Below are 23462 nucleotides of genomic sequence, written 5' to 3' on the forward strand. Positions count from 1 at the left end.
TGAACCCAGAAACTCGAGAGTTCAGACGAATCCTCTTTTCCTTAGTCGAGTTCTTTCCCGCTCCCTATTCATCTGTTTCAGTGACAGGTTTGAGTCCGTTGGCATCGTAGATGGCCTGTAGACTGCCATCCGCTGTCCATGTTTCGATGAGACCGTTTAAGTAATCATTAAGGTCTTTATTGGATAATTTAGTCACAATGCCGTAGTCTGACGCTGAGAAGCTGAAGTCCATGAGCTCAGACTGGGAACTGATATAGCCTGACAGGATAGACTGGTCTACTGAGAAGGCATCTGTGCGATGGGCACGGAGAGAAACAGAGAGTTCAGGATAGGAACCCAATTCTGCGAAGGTTACGGAAATGCCGTGCTTATCAGCTAAATCAGAAATTAGTTTTCGTGTGATAGAGCCTTGGGCAACCCCGATGTTCTTGCCGTCCAAATCCTTGAAGGTCTTGATACCAGAATCCTTATTAACCAGGAAGCCGACAGCGTCTGTATAGTAAGGGCTGGTAAAGTTATAGAGGAGTTTGCGTTCTTCCGTGATGGTGAAAGTCGCGATGACCATGTCGACCTGCTCGTTGTCTAGAAGTGGACCACGGGTCTGTGCTGTAACTGGTGTAAATTCGATATCTACGCCCAGTTCTTGTGCAATTTTGCGGGCAATGTCAATTTCCATTCCTTCAAATTCGCCAGTGTCTGGATTTTTAAAACCAAAGTTTGGTACGTCTTGTTTGACGCCGACACGGAGAACACCACGGTCAATGATAGCCTGGACCTGGTCGCTGCTGACAGCTTGAGCAGGAGTTTCAGTCTGCACCTTGGTTTGACTGAAAGCAAAGAGGAGGACCACACCAATCAAGAGCATCCGAATGGCGAAAAATAAATTGATTTTCTTTGTATCCATAGGCACCTCCTAGATCTTAACCTTATCTGATTCGTGGTTGATAATCTTGCTGAGGAACTGCTTGGCGCGTGGTTCTGTTGGATTGTCGAAGAAGCCATTGACGTCGGTCGTATCCACCAAAACCTCGCCCTCTGCCATGAAGATGATACGATCAGCCACCTCACGGGCAAAGCCCATTTCATGGGTTACAACAATCATGTTCATGCCGTCGCGGGCCAATTTTTGCATAACTGCAAGAACATCACCGATGGTTTCAGGGTCAAGGGCAGAAGTTGGCTCATCAAAGAGCAGGAGTTCGGGGTGCATAGCCAGTCCACGGGCGATAGCCACACGCTGCTTTTGTCCACCAGAAAGCATGGCTGGATAAGAGTTCTTGCGGTCCCAGAGGTTTACAAATTCTAGGTATTTCTGCGCAGTCTTCTCTGCTTCTGCCTTGTCAATGCCCAAAACCTTGATAGGGGCTAGGGTAACATTTTCTAGGACTGTCTTATGAGGATAGAGGTTGAAATGTTGGAAAACCATGCCGACCTCTTTGCGGAGAGCAACTAGTTCCTTGGTAGATGAACCAGATACGGTGTGGCCGTGTACCACCAATTCACCGTCTTCTACAGACTCCAGTCCATTGATGGTACGAATCAATGTGGATTTTCCAGAACCAGAAGGGCCGAGGAGTACAACAACCTGACCAGGTTCAAATTCTAAGTTGATATTGCGTAGGGCGTGGTAGTCGCCGTAATATTTATTAACATTCTTAAACGATACTAATGACATGAGAATCTCCTTTATCTAATGCGATACTAAGCATCATATCATTGCAAAGATTAAATGTCAAGTATATTCTGACAATTTAAGATTTTGATATGTTAGAAAATATAACATAAAATAGCGAGATAGATTTTAAACATGAATTTTCCAGATAAGTTATGATATAATAGAAGAAATAAATAAAAGGTATAAGTAATATGAAAAAAATTCTAGTTGTAGATGATGAGAGACCCATCTCGGATATTATTAAATTTAACATGACCCGTGAGGGCTATGAGGTCGTGACAGCTTTTGATGGTCGCGAGGCCTTAGAAGTATTTGAAGCGGAGTTTCCGGACATTGTCATTCTGGATTTGATGTTGCCAGAGTTGGATGGTTTGGAAGTGGCCCGTAACATTCGCAAAACCAGCAATGTGCCCATTATTATGTTGTCTGCCAAGGATAGCGAATTTGACAAGGTTATTGGCTTGGAAATTGGAGCGGACGATTATGTGACCAAGCCTTTCTCTAACCGTGAATTGCAGGCCCGCGTCAAGGCTCTGCTTCGCCGGAGCGAGTTGACAGAGACCCAGTCCATTCCTGTTGTGGCTGGCAAGGCGGAATTGGTCATCGGAGACCTGGTGATTTTGCCCGATGCCTTTGTTGCCAAAAAACATGGTAAGGAATTGGAATTGACCCACCGGGAGTTCGAGCTGCTCTATCATCTGGCCCAACACATTGGTCAAGTCATGACCCGCGAGCACTTGCTGGAAACAGTTTGGGGCTATGATTACTTTGGTGATGTCCGGACGGTCGACGTGACGGTTCGTCGTTTGCGTGAGAAAATCGAAGACATTCCAAGCCGCCCTGAATACATCTTGACCCGCCGTGGCGTCGGGTACTTTATAAAATCCAATGATTAATCAACTGCGTTACCTGATAACGACCTCGGAATTCTGGTTTATTGTCATCAGTATTGGCTTTGTGATTGCCATTACTGTTCTCTTGATTGAGAATTACCGGGACAATAAGCAGATTAAACAATTAAATGAACGTGTTAAGTCGCTCATGGAAGGAGATTATGCGGATGTTCTGGATCTAAGAGGTAGTCCGGAAATTACGGATATGACCAACTCCTTGAACGATTTGTCTGAAATGATTCGCCTGACGCATGATAATTTGGAACAGGAAAAAACACGCCTCAGTTCCATTTTGTCTTATATGAGTGATGGTGTTGTGGCAACCGATCGAATGGGGCGCATCATTATGATTAACGACATGGCCCAGAAACAATTAGGTCTGAGCGTACAGGAGGCGACGCAATCAGATATCTTGGATGTTTTGGACCTCCAGGAGGAATACAGTTTTCGTGAATTGCTGGCTCAGACACCGGAAATTGTGCTTGAGCACACCAATGAAAACCAGGAATTTCTGACACTTCGGGCAAATTTTGCGACCATTCGGAGCGAAAGTGGTCTAATTTCAGGCTTGGTTGTCGTCTTGCATGATATGACCGAGCAGGCCAAGGAAGAGCGGGAACGTCGACTCTTTGTCTCAAATGTCAGCCATGAATTGCGTACACCTTTGACATCTGTCAAATCCTATTTAGAAGCCCTGGATGAGGGGGCATTGACGGAATCAGTTGCACCAAGTTTTGTTAAGGTATCATTGGATGAGACCAACCGCATGATGCGGATGATTACTGATTTGTTAAGTTTGTCAAGGATAGATAATCAAGTCGGTGAAATGGATGTTGAATTGATTAACTTTACAGCCTTTGTGACCTTTATTCTCAACCGTTTTGATCAGATGAAGCATTCTGATTCTGATAAAGTTTATACTATTGTTCGTGATTATCAAATAAGTCCAATCTGGGTCGAAATTGATACAGATAAGCTGACCCAAGTTTTGGATAATATCTTAAACAATGCCATCAAGTATTCACCTGACGGTGGGACTATTACCTTTAGTATGAAAACGACAGATAGTCAGTTGATTGTTTCAATTTCGGATGAGGGCTTGGGCATTCCAAAGGCTGATTTACCAAAGATTTTCGACCGATTCTATCGAGTAGATAAGGCTCGTTCACGCGCCCAAGGTGGTACTGGTTTAGGTTTGGCCATTGCCAAAGAAATTGTCAAGCAACACAAGGGATTCATTTGGGCTAAGAGTGAGTATGGCCATGGGTCAACGTTTACGATTGTTCTGCCTTACAGTAAGGATATTACTATGGATGAGTGGGATGATTCGGATGAGGAAGAATAGGAGAATATGATCGGAAAAGGATTTAACTACAGTATTTTGGCATCGGGATCCAGTGGAAACTGTTTCTATTTGGAAACGGATAAGAAGAAGATCTTGGTAGATGCTGGTTTATCAGGAAAAAAGATTACCAGCCTTTTGGCAGAAATTGACCGCAAGCCAGAGGATATTGATGCTATCCTGGTAACGCATGAACATAGCGATCACATCCATGGTATCGGTGTTTTAGCGCGTAAATACGGTATGGACATTTATGCCAATGAGCAGACCTGGCAGGCCATGGACAGCAAGTTGGGCAAGATTGATATAGCACAAAAGCATATTTTTGAGCTGGGGGTAACCAAGGCCTTTGGTGACCTGGATATTGAGTCCTTCGGTGTTAGCCACGATGCGGCCTGTCCTCAATTTTACCGTTTTATGAAGGATGACAAGTCCTTTGTCATGCTGACGGATACAGGTTATGTCAGCGATCGGATGGCAGGGATTGTAGCCAATGCTGATGCTTATTTGATAGAATCCAATCATGATGTCGAAATCTTACGTTCGGGTTCTTACTCTTGGAACCTCAAACAACGGATTTTGTCTGATAAGGGGCACCTTTGTAACGAGGATGGTGCGGATGCCATGATTCGCTCACTAGGAAATCGGACCAAAAAGATTTACCTAGGGCATTTATCAAAGGAAAACAATATCAAGGAATTGGCTCACATGACCATGGTTAATCAGTTGGCGCAGGCTGATTTAGGAGTTGGAGTGGATTTCCAGGTCTATGATACCTCGCCAGATACAGCGACGCCATTGACCAAGATTTGACAAATTCATTGAACTTGTTTAGAATAAATATATAAAATACGTGAGGTGAAGTTACATGAATAATTAAGCTGCTTATTAGTCGTTCTTAAAACTTGTTGAAAATCAATTATTTGATAATTTAGTCTTTTTGTTTACTTTTAGTACTTGCTCCAACAGTCTAGGAATAGACTGTTGGAGGTCGGAAATAGAGCGAATGATGTTCGCACCAAAAGCTGCAGGCTGCTTGTACAGTCGAGTGACTGTACAAGGTTGGAGATAGCACTTGCCAAGCAAGTTACTTCTACATAGTACGGCAAAGCGAGTTCAAACAATCCAGTGGAGTGTTTGAAGTTGGAAATAAGGAAACGATGTTTCCTCTTACGTCGAAGTAATAAAAGATAAACTAAATGACTACACAAGGGATAATACTGCTCATAAGGGCTTACTATTCGTGTGACTTTTTCCATAGGGAAAGGTCATGTTTTGCATGGCTTTTTTCTTGTGTCATTTTTTGAAGAATAGAAGCCCTTTTTGTGAAGAAAAGAGGTCTATATGGAAATGATAAAATGTATTCAATTAGAGAAGGAATTTGCGGGACGTAGTTTGTTTACAATCCAGCAGTTAAGCCTTCAAGCTGGTCAAAAGGTTGGTTTGGTTGGAAATAATGGTGTTGGCAAGTCTACTTTTTTGAAAATCTTACTAGGACTGGATAGGGATTTTGCTGGTCAGATTGAGGTAAAAACAGACTGGGCCTATGTACCCCAGTTACAGGAAAGGAGCTCGCTTTCAGGTGGGGAACAAGTTTGGAAGTCTATTCAAGAGGCTTTTGCCCAAAGACCGCAGTTGTTAATTATGGATGAACCGACAGCTAACCTAGACTATGAACACCAGGAAAAGCTGATCAAACAAATCAAACGCTATCGTGGCAGTCTACTGGTTGTCAGTCATGATCGGCATTTTCTCAATCAAATAGCCAGTCATATATGGCATTTAGAGGAAGGAAAGATAGAGGTTTATTCTGGGGACTACGATTGCTTTGTCCAAAGTAGGAAAGCGAACCGAGAAGGACAGCAGGAAGCTTATGAAGCCTATCAGAAAAAAGTCGCTCAACTGAAAAAAGCCCAGCAAGAGCGTCAGGCAAAGGCACATAAGATGGGGAAGAAAAAGAAAGGTTTTTCATCGTCCGAGTGGAAGGTTAATGCCATGATGGGTTCCTATGACAGTCAAGCCAAGTCTATGGCCAAGACTGCCAAGCATTTGGAAAAACGGATGGAGCGTTTGGAAAAGGTTGAACAACCTAGAAAGGAAACGTGGGTAAAGATGGAAGCGAAAGGTGCCTTGGATACTGGTCTTCACAGTCTCTTTCGCTTGCAGGATGGACAGCTGTGGATTGGGGAAAAGTATTTATTTGATTTTCCTCAGCTTGGTATGACTTTTGGGGATAAACTAGCTTTGGTTGGGTCAAATGGCTGTGGAAAAACAAGTTTTGTTCGGAAATTGATTTCAAAAGAATTAGAAGGCTATTACAATCCAAAATTAAAAATTGCTTATTTCTCCCAAGATTTGACAAGTCTCAATGAAGAAGAAACAGCCTTTGTGAATGCTAGCTCGACATCGCTTCAAGATAAGGTAACGGTTCTCAATTTATTGGGCATGTTGGGACTTTCTTACGATAAGGCCCAGCAGAAGGTAGCAAATCTGTCTGGTGGTGAACGTGTTCGGCTTTCCTTGGCCAAGGTCTTGTTATCGGATGCCAATTTTTTGATAGTAGATGAGCCTACAAACTATTTGGACATTACAGCCATCGAAGCTCTGGAGAAATTTTTGCAGGAATACCAGGGAAGTGTCCTCTTGATTTCCCATGATCAGCGGTTTGTTGAGAGTGTTGTGCACAGAAAATGGTTGGTTGAGAATTGTCAGCTTGTTCAACGTTTATAGAGAAAATATTATTTGAATCGACAGTTGGGTTTCAAAAATATTTTTCGCCTGTGGTATAATAAGTAGAAACTTTCTAGAATGAGGTCCGATGTGTCGAATAAATTGCCTTCGCGAGTGGGGCGAGAGGATAGGATTATCCCAAGGCGGTTGAACATGCTGTTTGCCATTGTCGTCTTCCTGTTTTCAGTCCTGATTGCTCGTTTAGTGGATATGCAGCTAATCAATAAAGATTTTTATGTCCAAAAATTAGAGACTGCCAGTCAAAAAGTGGTGTCAAGAAGCTCGGTCCGCGGTCAGATTTATGATGCCAAAGGTCTTCCGCTTGTTGAAAATAAGTTAAGCCAGGTGGTGTCCTTTACTCGGTCAAATAAAATCACTGCCAAAGGAATTCGGGATATTGCGGAAAAATTGGTAGCCTGGGTGTCCTTACCTGAGGATATTCGTGTGTCGGAGCGGGACAAGGCAGATTACCTCTTGGCGGATACAGATATCTATGAAAAGGTTGTCGCAGAGCTCCCAAGAGAGAAGCGGTTCGGTATCGATGGAAACCTCCTGAGCGAAGGAACAATTTATGCCAATGCCGTAGAAAGCTTGGACCCCAAAGATTTACAATTGACGGAGGCTGAAGAGAAGGTTGTCTACCTCTTTACCCAAATGAACAAGGCTGGCTTTTTTGAGACCGTCCGCCTAGCAACCCAGCCCCTCAATGCAGAACAGATTGCCTTGATTGCTTCTCATGAGCAGGACATGCCCGGGGTTACAACAGTGACCAATTGGGACCGTCTTGTCAAAGATACCTCGCTTTCCTCGATTATTGGAACGGTGACGACGGAGCAGGTTGGTCTCCCTGCAGAAGATGCTGAAGATTATCTGGCCAAGGGCTATTATCTGAACGACCGTGTGGGAACTGCCTACCTTGAAAAGCAGTACGAAGGCGTCTTACAAGGACAACGAGAGCTCAAGGAAGTCAAGCTCAATCGAAATGGAAATGTCGAGTCTATCGATACAATCCAAGAAGGTCAAAAAGGAAATAATATCCAGTTGACCATTGACTTAGCTTTCCAAGATGGGGTAAATGCAATTTTGAAAAAGCATTTTGAGAGTGAACTTAGTACAGGAAGTGCCTTGTATTCAGAAGGTGTCTATGCTGTAGCTTTGGAGCCATCGACAGGCGCAGTACTCGCTATGTCTGGCTATAGCCATGAAAAAGGTTCGGGAGAAATTACAGAAGATGCTCTTGGAACTATCACAAGCGTCTTTACTCCAGGTTCTATTGTCAAGGGTGCAACTATTTCATCTGGTTGGGAAAATGGAGTTATCAGTGGCAATCAAGTGCAGTTAGACGAACCAATCTATTTTGCAGGTTCAGCACCGATTACTTCTTGGTATGGAGCTTCTGGTAGTAATATTGATGTAACTGAAGCATTAGAATATTCGTCAAACGCATATATGGTAAAAATTGCGCTAGGTTTACTTGGACAAACCTATTCTCCTAATATGTATTTAAATGATGGAGATGCATTAACAAATGCTATGACAAAACTTCGTTCTACTTTTGCGGAATATGGATTAGGTGCTCCAACAGGAATTGACTTACCACTTGAATCAACAGGTTTCTTACCAGAAGAATATTCCACCGCAAACTTTATTACGAATGCATTTGGACAGTTTGATAACTATACACCGATGCAAATGGCCCAGTATGTAGCGACAATCGCCAATAATGGAACTAGAGTAGCTCCTCACTTGGTGGAGGGGATTTATGGGAATAGCGCAGAAGGTGGTTTAGGTGAGTTAATTGAGAAGAAGACAAGTACAGAACTCAATAAAGTTGCCATCTCAGAACAGGATTTGGCTATTCTACAACAGGGATTTTATCAGGTAGCAAATGGAAGTGGTAGCTTTAATACCGGGCGTCAAATCAGTAATGGTGCTGCTGTGTCTATCAGTGCCAAAACAGGTACTGCAGAGACATTTACGACGGATAGAAATGGTCAGGTTATAAGTGCTGTAAATACCAATATCGTAGCTTATGCCCCAAGTGCTAATCCTAAAATTGCTGTAGCAGTTGTTCTACCAAATCTGACAGATTTTAATTCCACAGCTAGCATGACTATTGTGACAGAAATTATTAATTTATACAATTCACTTTACCCAATGAATTAAGGAGGCTTATGCTCTACCCAACTCCCATAGCTAAATTGATTGACAGTTATTCCAAATTACCCGGTATTGGTATTAAGACAGCTACGAGACTGGCTTTTTATACCATCGGTATGGAAGATGATGTGGTTAACGAATTTGCTAAAAATCTCCTGGCGGCCAAGAGGGATTTAGCTTATTGTTCCATTTGCGGTAATTTGACAGACCAGGATCCTTGTGGCATTTGTCAAGATACCAGTCGTGACCAGTCGACCATTTTAATTGTAGAAGACAGTCGAGATGTGACAGCCTTGGAAAATATCCAAGAATACCACGGTCTCTACCATGTCTTGCAAGGATTGATTTCCCCTATGAATGGCATTGGACCAGACGATATTAACTTGAAAACTCTACTGACCCGCCTGATGGAAAATGAGGTGACAGAGGTGATTGTAGCGACCAATGCGACAGCAGATGGGGAGGCAACTTCCATGTATATCTCACGAGTCCTCAAACCAGCGGGAATCAAGGTTACTCGCTTGGCGAGAGGCTTGGCAGTCGGAAGCGATATCGAATACGCGGATGAAGTTACCCTCCTGCGTGCCATTGAGAATAGGACAGAGCTATGATTGACTGAAACTCAAGTTTCTAGTCAATCAACGGTAGCCGCTTTACGGCGGTCTACCTAAAATTTGCACTAGTAGGTTTAAGAAGAAAAATAAATCGTTTTTCTTCTTAAACCGTCGCAGACTGTCATCTGGAAAAATTGTTAAGTTGGTTAACGGAAAGTCTTGTGGAACCTTGAATCATTATCTTCTCAACTTATATATGTTATAATTAAGTAGAGAATTATCAAGTTTTAGAAAAGGAATATCTATGTCAAAAGAAATGCTAGTTTTGCTTTACGGTGGTCGTTCAGCTGAGCGTGAAGTGTCTGTTTTGTCTGCTGAGAGTGTAATGCGGGCCATCAATTATGATAAGTTTTTCGTTAAGACCTACTTTATCACACAGGCAGGTGACTTTATCAAAACTCAGGAATTTTCATCAAGGCCGTCAGCGGATGAAAAATTGATGACCAATGACACGATTGTAGCAGAACAAAAAATCCGTCCAAGCGACATTTATGAAGAAAATGCGGTTGTCTTCCCAGTTCTTCACGGACCAATGGGGGAAGATGGCTCGATCCAAGGCTTCTTGGAAGTGCTTCGTATGCCGTATGTGGGCACCAATATCTTGTCTTCCAGCGTTGCCATGGATAAAATCACTACCAAGCGCGTTCTTGAATCAGCAGGAATCTCCCAAGTACCTTATGTAGCAGTTATCGAGGGTGAAAATATCGACGATAAGATTGCAGAGATTGAAGGAAAATTGACTTATCCGGTCTTTGTAAAACCAGCTAATATGGGGTCAAGTGTCGGTATCTCAAAAGCTGAGGATTTAGCTGGCTTGCGTAAGGCACTTGATCTGGCATTCAAGTACGACAGCCGTGTCCTCGTTGAGCAGGGTGTTAACGCGCGTGAGATTGAGGTTGGTCTTTTGGGAAATGCTGACGTGAAAACCACCCTTCCTGGCGAAGTTGTTAAAGACGTTGCTTTTTATGACTACGATGCCAAATACATCGACAACAAAATCACCATGGAAATCCCAGCTAAGATTGATGAGTCTATCATGGATATCATGCGTGACAATGCCGCCAAGGCCTTCCGTGCCATCGGTGGTTGCGGACTGTCCCGTTGTGATTTCTTCTTGACAGAAGAAGGCGACATTTTCCTCAATGAGCTCAATACCATGCCAGGATTTACCCAGTGGTCCATGTATCCCCTGCTTTGGGACAATATGGGCTTGGCTTATCCAGACTTGATTGAAGAGCTGGTTAGCCTAGCCAAGGAAATGTTTGACAAACGAGAAAGCCATTTGATTTAAGGCAGTGAGAAAGGTTGGAATGCTCCAATCTTTTTTCTTGCAATGGCTTTCAGAATGGTCTACAATGATATGTATATGTATGGAGGAAAGTTATGTATCAAACGAAAGTCAAGGGGGATGCTCTTTTTCAAGCGACGTCGGCTGGATACGGAAATCCTATTACAAGCTTTGGGGTGACTGAGAAAGGCGAGACACCTGTCAGTCTGGTCAATATTGCCCTAGCGGCCTGCGTGACCATGTGTGTACAAGGCTATTATGCCAGCCAAGAAAATAATAAAACCATGTCTGTCCAGGTGGAAAGTCAGTTAGAAAATGACCGTTTTGACTTGACTATCGCCATTGCTGAGGCGGTCTCAAGTGAAAAGCAGGCGGCTATCCTAGCCTACGTGGACAAGAAGTGCAATGTCAAGGTTCTTTTGAGAGAGGACTTGACCATCAACACAAGCTTTGTGGTCTTAGAAAGTGTGGAATAAAAGTGTTTTTAGCGATTGAAGAAATGCGGCAAAACAAGCTGCGCTACGGCCTGATTTTAGGGCTCTTAATCTTGATTTCTTATCTGGTCTTTTTCCTGACAGGCCTGGCCTATGGTCTCATGCAGGAAAACCGTACTGCGGTGGACAAGTGGCAGGCAGATTCTGTCTTGGTATCCTCGGAAGCCAATCGTCTGATAACAGCCTCAAAAATCGATGCTCAGTTGATTGACAAAGTGGAGGCAGACCAGAAGGCTCTCATCCGCCAACAGGCTGGTGTCGCCTATGTTAAGGAAGATGCCAGTTCGGATGACAAGGAAAAAGTCAATATCTTTGCGGTTGAGGCTGATAGTTTCTTAGAGCCCAATATTGTCCAAGGCCGTCTCTATGAAAAAGCTGGAGAGATTGTTGTCGAGCAAAATCTAGCTCAGGTTGTGGGATTTGGTCTAGGAGATGAGATTTATCTATCTGGTACGGATGAAAAAGTGACCATTGTTGGCTATACGGACAAGGCTTACTTCGGTGTAGCTCCGGTGGTCTATATAGACTTGGAAGCCTTTGGTGATCTCATGCAGGGTGACGATCAGCAGGTCTCTAGTAAGCTGGCCAGTGCGATCATTGTTCGAGGTGCAGCAGATAAGTTTCCAGCAGATTTGGAAAATGTTGCCACCGCTGATTTTATTGAGAATTTGCCAGGCTATAAGGCACAAAATATGACCTTCGGCTTTATGATTGGCTTTTTGATTGTGATTTCAGCCATTGTCATTGGTATTTTCATCTTTGTGTTGACAACCCAAAAGTCTCCGATTTTCGGGCTTATGAAAATCCAAGGTCTGTCAAATGCCTATATTTCAAGATCTGTGTTGGCTCAAACCTTCTTGCTGGCAGGTTTTGGGACAGTCATTGGTCTGGCTGGAACCTACTTGTCTTCCTTAGGTTTGCCAAGCGCTGTGCCATTTGAAAACAATTGGACCTTCTATCTGACTATTGGGGCTGCTCTGATTGTCTTTGCTCTACTGGGGGCAAGTTTCTCCATTCGCTCGATCTTCAAGGTCGACCCGTTGAAAAATCTATCCTAGGAGGTTGATATGAAAACATTGATTTTTGAAAATATAAGTAAAACCTTCCAGGACGGAAGTCAGACTATCACCGCCCTCAAGCCGACCAATTTCTCTATTGAAGAGGGGAAATTTGTGGCTATTATCGGGCCGTCTGGTTCGGGAAAATCTACCTTTCTAACCCTGGCAGGTGGTCTGCAAACACCGACAGCTGGCCGTGTTCTCATTAACCAAGAAGATTATTCTGATTTGCCAGAGAAAAAACGGGCCAAGCTCCGCTACCGTGATATCGGTTTTGTCCTCCAGGCCTCCAATCTCATTCCTTTTTTAACCGTTGAGAAGCAGTTGATATTGGTGGACAAGGTCAATAAATCAGCCTATCCCAGCAAGCGCCATGAGCTCTTGGTAGAATTGGGTGTGGACCATTTGAAAAATAAGTTTCCCAAGGATTTGTCAGGTGGGGAGCGCCAGCGAGTTGCCATTGCACGGGCTCTCTATAATGATCCAGCCCTGATTTTAGCAGATGAACCGACAGCCAGCCTAGATAGTGATCGGGCCTTTGAAGTGGTGAATCTTTTGGCCAAAGAGAGCAAGGAGCGGAAAAAGTCTATCATCATGGTGACCCATGACCAGCGTATGATTGAAAAATGCGATAATGTCTACGAGATGAAGGACGGCGTTCTTACCCAGGTTCGCTAAATAAAAGCAAAAGTGATATAATGGAAAGAGCCCATCGGCTCTTTTTATAGTCTCTTAGTTTGCTTTTAGTACTAGGCAACGAGTCGTAGGCTGTACTAGAGTACGGCAAGATAACCTCAAACAATGACCTTGTTTGAGGTTGGAAATAAGGAAAAAAAGTTTCCTCATTCGTCGAAGTAATAAAAGATAAACTAAATGACGATACATGGAGAAATCAAATGAAATTAACTTTACACGAAGTCGCTCAAGTTGTGGGCGCAAAAAATGATGTAACGAACTACCCCGACACACCGCTCCGCCAGGTCGAATTTGACAGCCGCAAGATTGAAGCGGGCGACCTCTTTGTTCCGCTCAAGGGTGCGCGTGACGGTCACGACTTTATTCCTGTGGCTTTTGAAAATGGCTGCGTGGCTACCCTGTCTGAGGTCATTCTTGATGTCCCCCATATCCTAGTGGACGACTGTCTGGCTGCGCTACAACAATTAGCGGCCTACTACCTAGAGAAAACAGGGGTAGAAGTCATTGCTGTGACAGGTTCAAACGGTAAAACCACCACCAAGGACATGATTCATGATGTTTTAGCGATGACTTACAAGACTTACAAGACTCAGGGCAACTATAACAACGAAATTGGTCTGCCATACACCGTACTTCATATGCCTGACGATACAGAAAAAGTGGTCTTGGAAATGGGTCAAGACCACTTGGGTGACATTCATCTCCTATCTGAAATTGCCAAGCCAAGCCTGTCGGTTATTACTCTATTTGGCGAAGCCCATTTGGAATTTTTCGGCTCACGAGAAGAGATTGCCAAAGGAAAATTACAGATTGCAGATGGAATGGAGCCAGGTAGTAAACTCTTGATCCCAGCAGATTCGATTGCGGATAAGCTCTTGCCGAGCCATGTAGACCTCATTCGCTTCGGTGAGCAGGCTGATTTGCAGGTGACCAGTCTTGTCGAGTCAAAAGATAGCCTGACCTTCACCGTCAACTTTATGGACGGCGACATTTTCCTCCCAGTAACAGGCAAGTACAATGCCACCAATGCCATGGTAGCAAGCTATGTGGGCAAGACCTTGGGTGTGCCTGATGAGGCAATCAAGTCAGCCCTAGCTGGTCTAAACTTGACCCGCAACCGCACCGAGTGGAAGAAGGCGGCAAACGGAGCAGATATTCTCAGTGATGTCTACAATGCCAATCCAACGGCCATGCGCTTGATTTTAGAGACGTTTTCAAGTATTCCAGCCAACCAAGGTGGTAAGAAAATTGCGGTTCTGGCGGAGATGAAGGAGTTGGGTGCTCAATCGGTCGACCTCCACAATCAAATGATTATGAGTCTATCACCGGATGTCCTAGATACAGTGATTTTCTATGGTCAGGATATTGAGGAGCTATCTCAGCTGGCTAGTCAGATGTTCCCGCTTGGTAAGATCTATTTCTTCAAGAAAACTGCGGAAGAGAATCAGTTTGATGACTTAGTTGCTCAGGTCAAAGCAGTTTTAGGTCCAAACGACCAAATCCTTCTCAAGGGCTCTAATTCTATGAATTTGGCCAAGCTGGTTGAGGAATTAGAAAAGTAAAGAAAGACTTATTTATTCAATTAGCTCTTGTTACTTCTGTCGATATTTGATATACTAATTAAAATACTTGTCAAGGAGGCTCCAGTGTTTGAAGTGTTTTTTACCAGTCATCGCAGTCAAGCTCCCCAGCTGGATATTTTGACCTATCTGTCGCTCTTGCTCATCTATGTTGGCCTGCTTTACTTAGCAGTTGTTTATCATCGTTCGCCTAAGATCAGACGATTCTTTTGGGGCTTGCAATGCCTTCAGGTCATTGCCCTTTATTCCTGGTACATGGCCGTAGACTGGACCTTGTCCGAGAGTCTCCCCCTCTATCATTGTCGATTGTCTATGCTCTTTATGCTTTTTGCCAAGCCTGGTCCGCTCAAGCGGTATTTTGCCTGCCTGGGACTCTTTGGCTCTCTTGTGGCCTTTGTCTATCCAGTTTTTGACCCCTTTGCTTTCCCTCACGTCACCATTTTGAGCTTTATTATCGGCCATTACGCTTTGGCGGTTAACAGCCTTATCTATCTGCTGTCTGAGCAGAAGGAGGATGATTTGGACAGGACCTTTGTGATTCGGGTGACACTGTTGACCCATAGTTTGATGTTGCTAGCCAATCTCTTTTTGAAGGGCAATTATGGATTTTTATCAAAAACGCCCTTGATTAACAGTGAAAATGTTGCCTTCAACTTCTTATTGGAGACCGGGCTCTTTGTATTTGCTGTTCTGCTAGTTAATAGTTTGGTTCAGAATCTTCTAAAAAAAACGGATTGGAACTGGGTTAGACATTGATTTTCAGATAGTTTGAAAATTCCCTTGAATTTCGGTATAATGAGAGAGTTGCAGTAGTGGCTCTCTTTTTTTGTACTCTTTTGATTTGGTGGGCAAAAGAAGAAGTCAGCTCTGCTATGGACCAAAGAAAAAAGGAATAACAATCATGTCACTACAAGAAGAAATCAAGAAACGCCGCACCTTTGCGATTATCTCTCACCCGGACGCGGGTAAGACCACCATTACCGAGCAGTTGCTCTACTTTGGTGGTGAAATTCGTGAGGCAGGGACGGTCAAGGGGAAAAAGACTGGTAACTTTGCCAAGTCTGACTGGATGGATATCGAGAAACAGCGTGGTATCTCTGTTACATCGTCTGTTATGCAGTTTGACTATGCGGGCAAGCGTGTTAACATTTTGGATACGCCAGGACACGAGGACTTCTCTGAGGATACCTATCGGACCTTGATGGCGGTGGATGCGGCTGTCATGGTGGTGGACTCTGCCAAAGGTATCGAGGCCCAAACCAAAAAACTCTTTGAGGTTGTTAAGCACCGCAACATTCCTGTTTTTACCTTTATCAACAAGTTGGACCGTGACGGTCGTGAGCCGCTTGATTTGTTGCAGGAATTGGAAGAAGTCTTGGGCATCGCTAGCTACCCCATGAACTGGCCTATCGGTATGGGGAAATCTTTCGAGGGGCTCTATGACCTTCACAATCAACGTTTGGAACTCTACCGTAGCGAGGAGCGTTTTGCAAGCTTGGATGAGGGTGATAAGTTATTTGGCTCTAACCCATTTTATGCTCAAGTTCTGGATGATATTGAACTTTTGGCGGAGGCTGGAAATGAATTTTCAGAGCAGGCCATTTTGGATGGCGATTTGACACCTGTCTTCTTCGGTTCAGCCCTGACCAACTTTGGTGTACAGACTTTCCTGGATACCTTCTTGGAGTTTGCACCAGAGCCACATGGACACAAGACGACAACTGGTGATGTCATTGACCCGCTCGACAAAGACTTTTCAGGCTTTGTTTTCAAAATCCAAGCCAACATGGACCCTCGTCACCGCGACCGTATTGCCTTTGTTCGTGTGGTTTCGGGTGAATTTGAACGCGGTATGGCGGTCAACCTGCCTCGTACAGGAAAGGGAGCCAAGTTGTCCAACGTGACCCAGTTCATGGCCGAGTCCCGTGAGAATGTGGAAAATGCAGTGGCGGGGGACATTATCGGGGTTTACGATACAGGAACCTACCAGGTAGGAGATACCCTGACCGTAGGCAAGAACAAGTTTGAATTCGAACCGCTGCCAACCTTTACCCCGGAAATTTTCATGAAAGTGTCTGCTAAAAACGTCATGAAACAAAAATCCTTCCACAAGGGAATCGAGCAACTGGTGCAAGAAGGGGCTATCCAGCTCTACAAGAACTACCAGACAGGCGAGTATATGCTGGGTGCCGTTGGTCAGCTCCAGTTTGAAGTTTTCAAACACCGCATGGAAGGTGAGTACAATGCTGAGGTAGTTATGACCCCAATGGGCAAAAAGACTGTTCGTTGGATCAAGCCAGAAGACCTGGATGAACGGATGTCTTCAAGCCGCAACATCCTAGCCAAAGACCGCTTTGATCAACCAGTCTTCCTCTTTGAAAACGACTTCGCCCTCCGCTGGTTTGCAGACAAGTATCCGGATGTGGAGTTGGAAGAGAAGATGTGAGAGTAGTGCAGAAATCGGTAGTTTGCTTTGCAAACTCGATTTCGTCGCACTACCTCCGCAAGGGTCTCCCAAGAATTCAAACGAAGTGAAGGATGATTGGCCGAGACCTACTGCGTCTCTGTACAGAAATCAGTAATCAACAAAGTTGATTTGATTTCGTCGTCTTTCCCTCGCAAGGGCGTCCAAAGAACTCAAGCAATGCCAAGAGAGATTTGTTGACGCCTACTGCGCCATTAGGCAGAAATCGGTAGTTTGCTTTGCAAACTCGATTTCGTCGCACTACCTCCGCAAGGGTCTCCCAAGAATCCAAACGAAGTGAAGGATGATTGGCTGAGTCCTACTGCGTCGAGGTTCAGTTGAGTGAAACAGTCTATGAAAAGACTGTTTCAGCCCGAGCCTAGAGATGTCAAGCGAGGTGAAAGGTTGGAGATGAGGGCTGATGGTAAGCAGCTTACCTTCTTCAGCTAATCCAATCAATCCTATAAGAAGTCAGGCAAGTCCTGGCTTTTTTTAATTTTGTTATCATTGCAACAAAAGTATTATTATAATATACTATAGTTATATAAATGGAAATGGATTGGAGGTCTGAACTTTGATTTACTACCTTAGAAAATGCAAGTTGGCAGTAGTTGCTTATATTGCTGTGTCGGTGGTCTATGCTCTGATTTTAGCGGCAACGGGTTTTATTTATGCGCGTGTTTCGGAAGCGGCCTTATCTGGTGACCAAAAGGCATTTGTGACTAGTTCGGTGATTGCAGTGGTATTCTTTTTATGTGACGGTTATTTTGATTACCTGCCGCGCTATCTCAAGTTTAAGGCAATCAATCAGATTATGGAAGAGACGCGCAATCAATTAATGATGGTCTATGCGAGTGAGGACTTAGGAGAGGCAGCAAAAGACAGTCAGGCAGATAAGGTCCATGTCTTGGTTCATCATCTGAACATCTTAGAAACTACCTATCTAACGCCGCTTCTATCCATGGTGACAAGCATATTAGTCTTTAGTTTTTCCTTGATAGGGGCTCTTTATCTTCAAGGAACCATGGCTATGATCATGTTGGCGCTCTGCTTTATTCCATTTTTGGCTCCGATGATTAATAAGGGGATTTTAGCTCGTGCGACAAAGGACAGTCAAGAGGAGAAGAATGCTTATCTCGCCTTGTTTAGTGAGTTTGTAGAAGCTCTCTCTTTTATCCGCATCAGCACCATCACGCCAGTTTTTAAAGACAAGCTGGCGGCATCCAATCAGGAATACACCAGGCGTGCTAACCGTTTTGCCAAAAAACAATCTCAGACCTATGCGGTTTCCTACAGTTTGAGCAGCATAGTCTATTCAGGTTCATGGATTATTGGAGGGATATTTGTTTTCCAAGGTCTGCTGAACATTTCAGATTTGATTGCTATGACAACCCTGATGGGGACGGTGGCTGGGCCTATCCAAACCATGTCAGGCTTGCTGACGGATTATCTGTCTAGTCGGACGGTTGTGGAGGAGTTGACAGGTCTCTTAAATAGGAAGGAAGAAGGTCACGCTGCCAAGCCAGTTTTGAAGGAATCCATTACGAGCCTTGGTCTGGAAGGGATTGACTGTCGCTATCAGGACCATCTGATTGTGGAGAATTTTTCTTATCTTTTTCAAGCCAATAAAAAATATGCTATCTTGGGCAAGAGTGGGAGTGGGAAGACGACCTTGCTCCGCCTCTTGCTGGGGATTCAGAAACCAGAGGCTGGAAGAGTCCTGGTCAACCAGAGGAATCTGGCAGAACTGGACCAGCTTGCCCTCTTTCGGAAAGTCTATTACCTACCGCAGAAAACCAATCTATTTACAGCTAGCATCGGGGATAATTTGACCTTGTTTGCGCCTTTAGATGAGAATAAAGCAATGGGTTGCTTGCGGCAAGTTGGTTTAGAGGACTGGTTCTATCGGCAGGGAGATGGATTTGCTACTCTCTTGACCTCTTCTCAGCAATTATCAGGTGGGGAAGAGAGACGGTTTGATTTGGCGCGTGCCCTTTACCGTGATGCAGAGGTCTTTTTATTTGATGAACCTACAACAGGCTTAGATTCTCAAAGCGAACAATTGATTGCGGATAGTCTCGAGAAAATAAGGGACAAACTGGTGATTGTTGTGACACACTCTCAGGAGGAAAGTTTTTTAGCCCTCTTTGATGAGCAGGTTCATCTATCAGTTTGACAACAGCAAAAACTCTTCTGGGGTTTTTGCTTTTTTTAGGCTCTTTGTCAACTGTAGTGGGTAGGTGAAAAGCTAACACCTAGAGAGGACGAAATTCGTTCTCTCTTTTTGTATATTCAAAGAAATATATATCTTGTTTTTAAAGTTCGTAAAGTTCCTAAATCCGAATACTTGCCTCTTGATGTCTTTGATGAGTTTATTGGTCGCTTCCAGTTTAGCGTTGGAATATGGAAGCACCATGGTGTTCGTGATGTACGTTTTATACTTTAGAAATGTCTTAAAAACAGTCCTAAAGGTTGGATTGACAAGATTCAGATTGTCCTCTAGAAGATCGAAGAAATGTTTCAAGTTCTTCTCTTGGAAATGGAAGAGGAGGATCTGATAGAGTTCATAATAGAATTTCAGTTCCACAGAGAAATTCAATGTCTTCTGGATAACCTCTCTCGGTGTTACTGTTTGCCCGAAAGTGCGAGAAAAGAAGCGATTCAGAGACAGTTTACGGCTATCTTTTTGGAGAATACGCCAGTGATTTTTCATGGATCGATAAGGTAGGGAACGCGTATCGAAAGTCTTCATAATATCAATTCTTAGTCGTCATCATAGCACGGCTCAGGTGTTGGATAATGTGAAATCTATCAAGGACAATTTTAGCTTTTGGGAGTGAAACAGTCTGGGAATAGACTGTTTCAGCCTGAGCCTAGAGATAGGAAAGCGAAGGGGCTAGCCAATTTGTAGTAGACGCTAAACATAGCATGGTCACGACCTCGACAGTTTCTCTGACCGCCCTAGGATACTTGTAGAAATAGTTCTTGATGGTGGTTTGGCGGTTGTTGTCAAGAATGGTCACAATCGATCTCGTCTCAAAATCCTGAGCAATAAAGGCGAGTTTTCCCTTGTTCCGACTAAATTCATCCCAGCTTAAGACTTTTGGTAATTTCATAAAATCATTCTCAAATTGAAATTGAGCCAGTTTCCTCTGGATGACTGACACGGAGATATGTAGTCTCCTAGCGATGGCTATATTGGTCATATTTTCTGTATGAAGTTGTGTGACTTTCTCCCAAATAGGTTGGGAAATCTGATAGTTTTTCTTGATCAGAGGTGTCTCAGATACGGTCACTTTTTGGCAAGATTTGCATTGAAACCGGCGTTTTTTAAGCAGGAGGAAGGTTGGAGACCCCTGACAATCTAAAATAGGGATTTTTGACGACTTTTGAAAATCGTACTTGATACACTTCCCTTGGCAATGAGGATAGCTAGGGCTGTCATAATCCAGCCTTGCCCGAATTTCCAGATGGGTCTGATGTTTTAAAACGAAGAGAATTTTGATGTTTTTGTCTTTGATTCCAATTAGTTTTGTGGTATGATAAAGTTGTTCCATATGAGTCTTTCTAATGTGAGTGTGGTTGCTTTTCATTATAGGTCATATGGGATTTTTTGTATACACTCAAAAAGGCTACATAATCTCTACAGTGGATTTACCCACTACAGAAATTATAGAGCTTTTATTAAGCATTCGAGTATTCGAGTGCTTTTCTTGTACCCAAAATAGCAAGGAGTAGGGTTATGAACAAGCATAGTACAAAGAAATACTAGCAGAAGTTGAGCAAATGCTCTATTCTTTGCCTGTTTTAGAGCATATCGGAGCTATTCGCGAAAGCTGGTACTTTAGGCTTGAAGACAGTAGCTTTCTTGCCAAAACTATAATGAATTGATATAATGAAGAGTATTACCCTTAAAGGATGAATGATGAATTTAGAAGATTTGAAAAAACGACAGGAGAAGATTCGTAACTTCTCTATCATTGCCCATATTGACCATGGGAAATCAACGCTGGCTGACCGTATTTTGGAAAAAACAGAGACAGTTTCTAGCCGTGAAATGCAGGCCCAGCTCCTAGACAGCATGGATTTGGAGCGTGAGCGTGGCATTACCATCAAGCTCAATGCTGTCCAGCTCAACTACAAGGCCAAGGATGGTGAGACCTATACCTTCCACCTGATTGACACACCGGGGCACGTTGACTTTACCTATGAAGTTTCTCGGTCTTTGGCAGCCTGCGAAGGTGCGATTTTGGTGGTCGATGCTGCTCAAGGTATTGAGGCTCAGACCTTGGCCAACGTTTATCTGGCCCTGGACAATGATTTGGAAATCCTGCCCATTATCAACAAGATTGACTTGCCAGCGGCTGATCCAGAACGTGTCCGTCATGAAATCGAAGATGTAATCGGACTGGACGCCTCAGAGGCTGTCTTGACGTCCGCAAAAGCGGGTATTGGCATCGAGGAAATCCTTGAGCAAATCGTTGAAAAAGTGCCTGCACCAACTGGTGATGTCGAGGCGCCCCTTCAAGCATTGATTTTCGACTCTGTTTACGACCCATACCGCGGTGTTATTTTGCAGGTCCGCATTGTCAATGGTGTGGTCAAGCCCGGCGACACCATTCAAATGATGTCCAATGGCAAGACCTTTGACGTGACAGAAGTGGGAATTTTCACACCCAAAGCCATGGGGCGTGACTACCTGGCAACGGGTGACGTAGGTTATATTGCGGCCTCCATCAAGACGGTTGCGGATACCCGTGTCGGTGATACGGTGACCTTAGCTGACAATCCTGCCTCTGAACCCTTGGCTGGCTACAAACAGATGAACCCAATGGTCTTTGCTGGTATCTATCCGATTGATTCCAACAAGTACAATGACTTGCGTGAGGCCTTGGAAAAACTCCAGCTCAATGATGCGAGTCTACAATTTGAGCCTGAAACTTCGCAGGCCCTTGGATTTGGTTTCCGCTGTGGTTTCTTGGGACTGCTCCACATGGACGTTATTCAAGAACGGATTGAGCGGGAATTCAACATTGATCTGATCATGACAGCGCCGTCGGTGGTTTACCATGTCAATATGACAGATGGTGAGTCGATCGATGTGGCCAACCCATCTGAGTTTCCAGATCCAACCAAGATTGCCACTATCGAAGAACCTTACGTCAAGGCCCAAATCATGGTACCGCAGGAATATGTCGGTGCGGTGATGGAATTGGCCCAGCGCAAGCGTGGCGACTTCGTGACCATGGATTATATTGATGACAATCGTGTCAATGTCATTTACCAAATCCCTCTGGCTGAAATTGTCTTTGATTTCTTTGACAAGCTTAAGTCCTCAACCCGCGGCTACGCGAGCTTTGACTACGAGATTTCTGAATACCGCTCATCTAAACTGGTGAAAATGGATATTCTCCTCAATGGCGACAAGGTCGATGCTCTCAGCTTTATTGTCCACAAGGAATTTGCCTACGAACGTGGGAAGATTATCGTGGACAAGCTCAAGAAAATCATCCCTCGTCAGCAGTTTGAAGTGCCAATCCAAGCTGCTATCGGTCAAAAAATAGTTGCCCGTAGCGACATCAAGGCCCTTCGTAAGAACGTATTGGCTAAATGTTATGGCGGTGACGTTTCCCGTAAACGCAAACTCTTGGAAAAACAAAAGGCCGGTAAAAAACGGATGAAGGCCATCGGTTCCGTCGAAGTACCGCAGGAAGCCTTCCTCAGCGTCCTCAGCATGGATGAAGATGATAAAAAATAAGTCAGGAAGGGCTGGGCAGATGCCTAGCCCTTTTCCTATAGGTTGAACAATGAAAACAATTTTCGATTACCAAAGTCAAGGCCAAGCAGGACAAATTGACTCCTATGTCCTGCTCAGCAACTCACCCCGCAGAAAAGAGCTTTTGCAATTTTTAGCGCCAGAAATCCAGTCGGTAGAAGTTGATGAACGCAGGATTGAAGAACAGTTTATGGCTGAATTCGCTGCGGATGATTTTCTGACCCGGGCCGCCAAGACCTGTTGTGAAATTTCCAAGGCCAAGTCTGATCTGCCTCTGGAGCCGGATAAGCTCTACATTTCAGCGGATACCATTGTGGTGGCGGACGACCGAATTTTTAATAAACCGCTTGATTTGGCGGAGGCTGAGGCCATGTTGCGCTCTTATTTCGGCAAGATCCATCAGGTTGTGACCTCGGTCTGCCTGCGCACTGCGGATTCATTGGATGCCTTTTACACTGTGGCAGAGATTGACTTTGTCGACTATTACCCAGCGCTTGAGGAGCCTATCCAGACCTACATCCATGACAAGCAGCCCCTGGACAAGGCTGGTGCCTACGGTATTCAGGAGCTGGACCCACGCTTTGTGGCCGGGATTTCAGGTGACATTCATACCATCATTGGCCTGCCCGTCGCTGAGGTTTCCCGTAGGATTTTTTCTACAAAGGCTTTGGAAAATAGCAGAGCACTTTAGA

General features: G+C 44.2%; 18 protein-coding genes and 1 pseudogene. 16 read left to right on the plus strand and 3 right to left on the minus strand.

Annotated elements, in window-relative coordinates; genetic code table 11:
* Positions 1-64 precede the first annotated feature (64 nt).
* Entirely contained in the window at positions 65-904 is an 840-nt protein-coding gene (locus tag ACHBID_RS00615) for a transporter substrate-binding domain-containing protein (RefSeq protein WP_105160165.1), read from the minus strand.
* Between the two features lie 9 nt (positions 905-913).
* Positions 914-1675: an amino acid ABC transporter ATP-binding protein gene (locus ACHBID_RS00620; protein ID WP_105110792.1), complete on the minus strand. Its 762-nt coding sequence runs from the start codon at positions 1673-1675 to the stop codon at positions 914-916.
* A gap of 191 nt (positions 1676-1866) precedes the next feature.
* Here ACHBID_RS00620 and yycF point away from each other — a divergent pair, with 191 nt between their 5' ends.
* From yycF to ACHBID_RS00690, 14 genes are all read left to right on the plus strand, one after another.
* Complete coding sequence (gene yycF / locus ACHBID_RS00625; protein ID WP_105110793.1) at positions 1867-2571, plus strand: response regulator YycF; 705 nt, start codon at positions 1867-1869, stop codon at positions 2569-2571.
* Positions 2564-3913: a cell wall metabolism sensor histidine kinase VicK gene (vicK, locus tag ACHBID_RS00630; RefSeq protein WP_105160166.1), complete on the plus strand. Its 1350-nt coding sequence runs from the start codon at positions 2564-2566 to the stop codon at positions 3911-3913. Before yycF ends, vicK begins: the two co-directional genes overlap by 8 nt.
* A gap of 6 nt (positions 3914-3919) precedes the next feature.
* Positions 3920-4723, plus strand: coding sequence for an MBL fold metallo-hydrolase (locus ACHBID_RS00635; protein WP_105160167.1), 804 nt, complete (start codon positions 3920-3922; stop codon positions 4721-4723).
* Between the two features lie 531 nt (positions 4724-5254).
* Entirely contained in the window at positions 5255-6640 is a 1386-nt protein-coding gene (gene vga(F), locus ACHBID_RS00640) for an ABC-F type ribosomal protection protein Vga(F) (protein WP_394731334.1), read from the plus strand.
* A 78-nt stretch (positions 6641-6718) separates the two neighbouring features.
* Complete coding sequence (gene pbp2b, locus ACHBID_RS00645; RefSeq protein WP_394734383.1) at positions 6719-8806, plus strand: penicillin-binding protein PBP2B; 2088 nt, start codon at positions 6719-6721, stop codon at positions 8804-8806.
* An 8-nt stretch (positions 8807-8814) separates the two neighbouring features.
* Positions 8815-9411, plus strand: a complete 597-nt coding sequence (gene recR / locus ACHBID_RS00650) for a recombination mediator RecR (protein ID WP_105110797.1) — start codon at positions 8815-8817, stop codon at positions 9409-9411.
* A gap of 247 nt (positions 9412-9658) precedes the next feature.
* On the plus strand, positions 9659-10705 hold the full coding sequence (locus tag ACHBID_RS00655) for a D-alanine--D-alanine ligase (RefSeq protein WP_105160169.1): 1047 nt from the start codon (positions 9659-9661) through the stop codon (positions 10703-10705).
* 92 nt (positions 10706-10797) lie between these two features.
* Positions 10798-11178 (plus strand): OsmC family protein, encoded by a 381-nt coding sequence (locus ACHBID_RS00660; RefSeq protein ID WP_105110799.1) that lies wholly within the window; start codon positions 10798-10800, stop codon positions 11176-11178.
* A 2-nt stretch (positions 11179-11180) separates the two neighbouring features.
* The gene (locus tag ACHBID_RS00665) at positions 11181-12254 is read left to right on the plus strand and encodes an ABC transporter permease (protein ID WP_394731332.1); all 1074 of its coding nucleotides are present in this window, start codon (positions 11181-11183) and stop codon (positions 12252-12254) included.
* A gap of 9 nt (positions 12255-12263) precedes the next feature.
* Positions 12264-12932 (plus strand): ABC transporter ATP-binding protein, encoded by a 669-nt coding sequence (locus tag ACHBID_RS00670; RefSeq protein WP_105110801.1) that lies wholly within the window; start codon positions 12264-12266, stop codon positions 12930-12932.
* A 218-nt stretch (positions 12933-13150) separates the two neighbouring features.
* Positions 13151-14512, plus strand: a complete 1362-nt coding sequence (gene murF / locus ACHBID_RS00675; protein ID WP_105160172.1) for a UDP-N-acetylmuramoyl-tripeptide--D-alanyl-D-alanine ligase — start codon at positions 13151-13153, stop codon at positions 14510-14512.
* A gap of 84 nt (positions 14513-14596) precedes the next feature.
* Positions 14597-15286: a TIGR02206 family membrane protein gene (locus ACHBID_RS00680; protein WP_238140724.1), complete on the plus strand. Its 690-nt coding sequence runs from the start codon at positions 14597-14599 to the stop codon at positions 15284-15286.
* Positions 15287-15431: 145 nt separating this feature from the next.
* A complete protein-coding gene (locus tag ACHBID_RS00685; protein ID WP_105110803.1) occupies positions 15432-16976 on the plus strand; it encodes a peptide chain release factor 3 in 1545 nt (514 codons plus the stop codon).
* A 592-nt stretch (positions 16977-17568) separates the two neighbouring features.
* Positions 17569-19170, plus strand: a complete 1602-nt coding sequence (locus ACHBID_RS00690; protein WP_394731331.1) for an ATP-binding cassette domain-containing protein — start codon at positions 17569-17571, stop codon at positions 19168-19170.
* A 72-nt stretch (positions 19171-19242) separates the two neighbouring features.
* Here ACHBID_RS00690 and ACHBID_RS00695 read toward each other — a convergent pair.
* Positions 19243-20551 (minus strand): annotated as a pseudogene (locus tag ACHBID_RS00695) (transposase).
* Between the two features lie 368 nt (positions 20552-20919).
* On the opposite strand from ACHBID_RS00695, the gene lepA reads away from it, so the two are divergent.
* Together lepA and ACHBID_RS00705 are read left to right on the plus strand one after the other, a co-directional pair.
* Positions 20920-22752, plus strand: coding sequence for a translation elongation factor 4 (gene lepA / locus ACHBID_RS00700; RefSeq protein WP_105110806.1), 1833 nt, complete (start codon positions 20920-20922; stop codon positions 22750-22752).
* 49 nt (positions 22753-22801) lie between these two features.
* Positions 22802-23461, plus strand: coding sequence for a Maf family protein (locus ACHBID_RS00705; protein ID WP_394731330.1), 660 nt, complete (start codon positions 22802-22804; stop codon positions 23459-23461).
* The last annotated feature ends 1 nt before the right edge of the window (position 23462 follow it).

It is taken from the genome of Streptococcus sp. A25, assembly GCF_043674095.1.
GTDB classification, from domain to species: Bacteria; Bacillota; Bacilli; order Lactobacillales; family Streptococcaceae; genus Streptococcus; species Streptococcus suis_V.

Bases quoted from the DNA above. Each gene is read 5' to 3' on its own strand.
- lepA (WP_105110806.1), top strand. From the start codon at position 20,920: ATGAATTTAGAAGATTTGAAAAAACGACAGGAGAAGATTCGTAACTTC.
- pbp2b (WP_394734383.1), top strand. From the start codon at position 6,719: ATGAGGTCCGATGTGTCGAATAAATTGCCTTCGCGAGTGGGGCGAGAG.
- ACHBID_RS00660 (WP_105110799.1), top strand. From the start codon at position 10,798: ATGTATCAAACGAAAGTCAAGGGGGATGCTCTTTTTCAAGCGACGTCG.
- ACHBID_RS00615 (WP_105160165.1), bottom strand. From the start codon at position 904: ATGGATACAAAGAAAATCAATTTATTTTTCGCCATTCGGATGCTCTTG.
- recR (WP_105110797.1), top strand. From the start codon at position 8,815: ATGCTCTACCCAACTCCCATAGCTAAATTGATTGACAGTTATTCCAAA.
- yycF (WP_105110793.1), top strand. From the start codon at position 1,867: ATGAAAAAAATTCTAGTTGTAGATGATGAGAGACCCATCTCGGATATT.
- ACHBID_RS00620 (WP_105110792.1), bottom strand. From the start codon at position 1,675: ATGTCATTAGTATCGTTTAAGAATGTTAATAAATATTACGGCGACTAC.
- ACHBID_RS00670 (WP_105110801.1), top strand. From the start codon at position 12,264: ATGAAAACATTGATTTTTGAAAATATAAGTAAAACCTTCCAGGACGGA.
- murF (WP_105160172.1), top strand. From the start codon at position 13,151: ATGAAATTAACTTTACACGAAGTCGCTCAAGTTGTGGGCGCAAAAAAT.
- ACHBID_RS00685 (WP_105110803.1), top strand. From the start codon at position 15,432: ATGTCACTACAAGAAGAAATCAAGAAACGCCGCACCTTTGCGATTATC.
- vicK (WP_105160166.1), top strand. From the start codon at position 2,564: ATGATTAATCAACTGCGTTACCTGATAACGACCTCGGAATTCTGGTTT.
- ACHBID_RS00655 (WP_105160169.1), top strand. From the start codon at position 9,659: ATGTCAAAAGAAATGCTAGTTTTGCTTTACGGTGGTCGTTCAGCTGAG.
- ACHBID_RS00705 (WP_394731330.1), top strand. From the start codon at position 22,802: ATGAAAACAATTTTCGATTACCAAAGTCAAGGCCAAGCAGGACAAATT.
- ACHBID_RS00635 (WP_105160167.1), top strand. From the start codon at position 3,920: ATGATCGGAAAAGGATTTAACTACAGTATTTTGGCATCGGGATCCAGT.